At 60.6% G+C, this 4,734-nt stretch carries 4 protein-coding genes; 2 read left to right on the top strand and 2 right to left on the bottom strand.

The genetic code is table 11. The features are described from left to right. Nucleotides 1–484: 484 nt before the first annotated feature. Together AKG11_RS33065 and ilvD are read right to left on the bottom strand one after the other, a co-directional pair. Nucleotides 485–925, bottom strand: coding sequence for a CopD family copper resistance protein (locus AKG11_RS33065; RefSeq protein ID WP_050747092.1), 441 nt, complete (start codon nt 923–925; stop codon nt 485–487). Between the two features lie 22 nt (nt 926–947). After that, complete coding sequence (gene ilvD, locus AKG11_RS33060; RefSeq protein WP_050747091.1) at nt 948–2,621, bottom strand: dihydroxy-acid dehydratase; 1,674 nt, start codon at nt 2,619–2,621, stop codon at nt 948–950. Nucleotides 2,622–2,908: 287 nt separating this feature from the next. Between ilvD and AKG11_RS35015 the strand changes: the two genes are divergently transcribed. Together AKG11_RS35015 and AKG11_RS33055 are read left to right on the top strand one after the other, a co-directional pair. Next, on the top strand, nt 2,909–3,253 hold the full coding sequence (locus tag AKG11_RS35015; RefSeq protein ID WP_130520688.1) for a hypothetical protein: 345 nt from the start codon (nt 2,909–2,911) through the stop codon (nt 3,251–3,253). Continuing rightward, the gene (locus AKG11_RS33055) at nt 3,250–4,440 is read left to right on the top strand and encodes an NnrS family protein (RefSeq protein ID WP_050747090.1); all 1,191 of its coding nucleotides are present in this window, start codon (nt 3,250–3,252) and stop codon (nt 4,438–4,440) included. The genes AKG11_RS35015 and AKG11_RS33055 overlap by 4 nt, the downstream gene beginning before the upstream one ends. Nucleotides 4,441–4,734 lie beyond the last annotated feature (294 nt).

The following is a 4,734-nucleotide window of genomic DNA, read 5'->3' as shown; positions in this document are numbered from 1 at the left end:
TGTAGAATCTGTCCCATAGCGCATCCCTCCATTCCTGGCTGAATAGTGCACCATCAAATACCGGGACTAAACACCTAAGTGAAAGTGCGAACTGCCACCAAACGATACCAACGGCCGGTCAAGCGATCGGCCAAACTCACCGGAATTCTGCTCGAGGATGAGGTTCACAACAAGGGTACCGACAGACGGTGCAAGCTGCATTAGGTAAAGTCCATGGCCATCGTCGCCAGCCTCTTCTATCTTTGGAAAAAGGTGCTCGGCACGGCGTCGATCCGCTCAACCAACTCCCAGAGCTTGACCCGTATCGCTCAAGGCTAGCCAGTCTCCGAGCTCGAGGCGCTGATACCATGAAACTTTAGACCTCACGCTGTCACCTCACGCCATCAGCTAACTGCTTACGTTGCGCAGGATCATGACGATCTGGAATGATTCCGCGTGCGCCCTTTGATGGTCTGGCGAAGCAGGCCTTTTTCGCCAGAGATCGTCACCAGCTGATGTAAAACATAGCCTTTGCCAGGAGAACGATAAGGACCACTTGGAAGAAGACGCTGAGGTGGATGACTTTCGTGTGCCTGGACCTCAGCTTACCACGCGCGCCCAGGATGACGGCCGTGATGAAATGCGCCAGAACGCTGGCCGCCAGCACGATCTTGATCGACAGCAGCGTTGCAAAACTGCTGTCGAGGGGACGGGCGAGGTCTTCGCGATATTGCCAGGCCATGGACACGCCAGCCGTATAGAGCACCGCAATGACGAACGGCATCAGGCGGCGCGCCCGCCAGCCAATTGCCGTTTCCACCGTGCGCATCACGTCCGGCCCCACCCGCTTGCGGATGCCTTCCAAGACGAGAACCTCGAAGAAGACAGTCCCTACAAACAGAATAGCAGCAAAAAGATGCAGCGTGAGAAGCATGAAATGGCTCATGATAGACGTCAGGCTCCGTCAGCTATCCGGTAACGGCACCTTCGTCGGCCGGGCGAGCGAGCGCGGCGAACTTGGCGAGCACACCGCGCTTGTAGCGCGGTTCGGGTTGCTTCCAGGCAGCGCGGCGGCGGGCAATCTCGGCCGCGTCCACGTTCAGTCGCAGTAGCAGGCGCTGCGCGTCGATGGTGATGGCATCACCCTCCTCCACGAGCGCGATGGTGCCGCCGACAAAGGCTTCCGGTGAGACATGGCCGACGACCATGCCCCAAGTGCCGCCAGAAAACCGGCCATCGGTAATGAGGCCGACACTTTCTCCGAGGCCCCGGCCGACCAGAGCCGAGGTCGGTGCCAGCATTTCCGGCATACCCGGCCCGCCCTTCGGCCCGAGATAACGCAGAACCACCACGTCGCCCGGCCTGATCCTATCTGAGAGGATCGCCTCCATGGCGGAAGACTCGTCGTCAAAGACCCGCGCCGGACCGGAGATCACCGGGCTTTTCAGTCCGGTGATCTTGGCCACCGCACCATTTTCGGCAAGGTTGCCCTTGAGGATGGCCAGATGCCCTTCGCGATAGAGCGCCTGCCGCAGCGGCATGATGACACGCTGGTCAACACGCGGTTCAGCTGGCACGTCGGTCAGTTCCTCGGCAAGCGTGCGGCCGGTGATCGTCAGGCAATCGCCATGGAGGAGACCCGCATCCAGCAGGATCTTCAGCACCTGCGGCACGCCGCCTGCAGCATGCAGGTCCACCGCCATGTATCGGCCGGAGGGCTTCAGGTCGCACAGCACCGGCACCTTGCGACGCACACGCTCGAAATCGTCAAGCGTCCACTCAACCTCGGCGGCATGGGCTATCGCCAGGTAGTGCAGAACCGCATTAGTCGAACCGCCCACCGCCATGATGAGCGCCACCGCATTCTCGATCGATTTGCGGGTGACGATGTCGCGCGGGCGTATATTCCGCTTGACCGCCTCAACCAGCACACGGCCGGATGCCGCCGCGCTATCGATCTTCTCCTGATCCGGATTTGCCATGGTGGAAGAATAGAGCAGCGACATGCCGAGCGCCTCGAAGGAGGAACTCATGGTGTTAGCAGTGTACATGCCGCCGCAGGAGCCCGTGGAGGGGCAGGCGTGACGCTCGATACCCTCGAAATCCGCCTCGTCGATCGTACCGGCCATGAAGGCTCCGACGGCCTCGAAGGCGGAGACGATGGACAGGTCCTCACCCTTCCAGCGCCCGGGCTTGATGGTGCCGCCATAGACATAGATCGCCGGCGCGTCGGCGCGCAGGATGCCGATCATACCGCCCGGCATGTTCTTGTCGCAGCCGCCGAGCACGAGCACGCCGTCCATCCACTGTCCCTGCACGGAAATCTCGACGCAGTCGGCGATCACCTCGCGCGAGACCAGCGAATATTTCATACCCTCGGTGCCCATCGACATGCCGTCGGAAATGGTGGGCGTGCCGAAGGTCTGCGGATTGGCCCCGGCCGCCGCGATAGCGCTGATGGCCGCGTCGGCCAGCGGCTGCAGGCCGGCATTGCAGGGGGTGATGGTGGAATGGCCGTTGGCGATGCCGATCATCGGCTTGTCGAAATCGGCTTTCTCATAGCCGAGCGCATAGTACATGGCGCGGTTCGGCGAACGGGCGGCGCCCTGCGTTATATGTTTCGAGCGTTCGTTGAAAGGCATGCCGGACCTTGCTCTTGAAACGGGATGGGCTTGCCCTGTCGGCAATCGAGACGCCGAATGCGCTCGCTGCTCGGTAACAGGCACAAAAACGATACGTTGAACATAGCTTATGGCCATCGGAACGACAAACGCTCAGGGCGTTGCCGCCCGGCATCGTCACCGGCGCTCCGCTTACCGCGTTTCCAGCGCCAATTCCCTGGCCCTGGCCGCAAGCCCCATCCACTCCTTGAGAAGGCCCTGATCCTCCTTTGAAAGGCGTGCACGGTGCGTCTGAAAGGTTCGCCTGAATGGCAACGGTCGAACTCTGCCGCAATAAGGGTCTCGTGATGGAGGCGCATTTGCGCATCTTCGGGGCCGATGGCCTGTATAAATCCCTTGATCGACATGAACAGCCGATCTTCAACGTCCTGCTTCACGGCTTTTTCTCCCACCGGCAAAGTCACGCACCCTCCATCGTCTCCAGACGGCATGAAGGACGCAAATGCAGCTTGGATTTTAGTCCGCCACAGGGCAAGATTTTTCTGGAACCATCGGATCGACCGACATTTGGAAATTCTTATGGCTGGCGCGGGGTGTTGGCGATATTGCGTGCGCCATGCTGGCGGACCTTGCCAGATTGTGAGAATCTATGAAGACGACAGCTCAGATCCTTCGGGATTATCGCGGCCCGGCCCTATTCAGCTTCGGGTTTCGGCCCTTTTTCCTTTTCGCCGCACTTTGGGCCGCGGTGACAATCCCGCTCTGGCTCCTGTCGTTTCTCGGTATCGGGGAAATCTCGGCGACGATCTTCACTCGCGACTGGCATGTGCATGAAATGCTGTTTGGTTACACCGCCGCGGTAATCGTCGGGTATATGACCGTTGCAGGCGTCAACTGGACGGGACACTATCCCGTCGCAGGACGGTCAATCGTCCTATTGGTCATGTTGTGGGCGGTCGGACGGCTGGCAATGCTCGCCTATCCCGTTCTCGGTTCGATAGCCGCCCTGATCGACGCGCTGTTCCTCATCGTGTTTGCCAGCGCGCTTTGGCGTGAGCAACTTGCGGCCAGCAGTTGGCGCAACGTGGCGCCCTGCATCGTCGTATCACTACTAGCGATCGCCAATATCGGTTTTCATATCACCATGATCGTGCCGGATATCGCCCTGGCGCCGGAACGTATGGCCATCGGCCTTATCATCTTCCTCATCGCCCTGATCGGCGGACGGCTCGTGCCAAGCTTCACCCGCAACTGGATGGCGCAGCACAAGATCAAGCCGGAACCGGCATCCTACGGTCGCTTCGACACGGCCGTGCTCGGCATCACCGGCGCGGGCATAGCGCTGTGGGTCGTCTGGCCCTTGGCCGCCGTCACCGGGGTCTTGCTGATCATCGCCGGCGCTGGCCTCTTTATCCGTCTGCTGCGCTGGCGTGGCTGGATCGTCATCAACGACGGCATGGTGGCCGTCCTTCATCTCGGCTATTTCTGGTGCGCGCTCGGTCTTGCCATGCTTGGCGCCTCGATCCTCTGGCCGGCGCATTTGGCCGGTTCCGCCGCGATCCATGCACTGGACGTCGGCGCAATCGGCATGATGACGCTGGCGGTCATGACCCGGACCAGCCGAAGCCATACCGGCCGCGAACGGCGCGCGGATCGCCCGACGTTGGCCATCTATGGCTTGGCGATGGCGGCCGCGACCACTCGCGTGCTCGCACCATTTGCAATGCCGATCTATCCCCAACTGCTCGTCCTGTCCGCTCTCTCCTGGTCATTAGCCTTCGCCATTTTCGCACTGGTCTATGGACCTATGCTGGCGCGCGCTTGGAAGCGAAAGGTCTGATCGCAACCTTCGCGAGGGATCACACGACATCGCGAGACCCTGGGGCGGGATGCGCCGCAGGACAAAGCCGTTGCGCCGGCAATTCCTGTATCGCGCGTTACGGCGCCCCCCCGAAGCCTTTCCCTATTTTGAAGAGATCGTCGATTCCTACTGTCCTGAACGAGTCTCGACCACGGGCAAAGTGAGGGTGCAGCGCTGTTCCTTTTGGCTCTTGAACGGTGGCGTCGCCTTAACCTGACGTAGGACGCAATCATTTCTTTGTCCTGAATTTCAGGCTTGGATCGGCAACGCGAT

Source organism: Shinella sp. SUS2, assembly GCF_001262505.1.
GTDB lineage: Bacteria > Pseudomonadota > Alphaproteobacteria > Rhizobiales > Rhizobiaceae > Shinella.
This window is presented reverse-complemented; position numbering and strand designations above follow the sequence as displayed.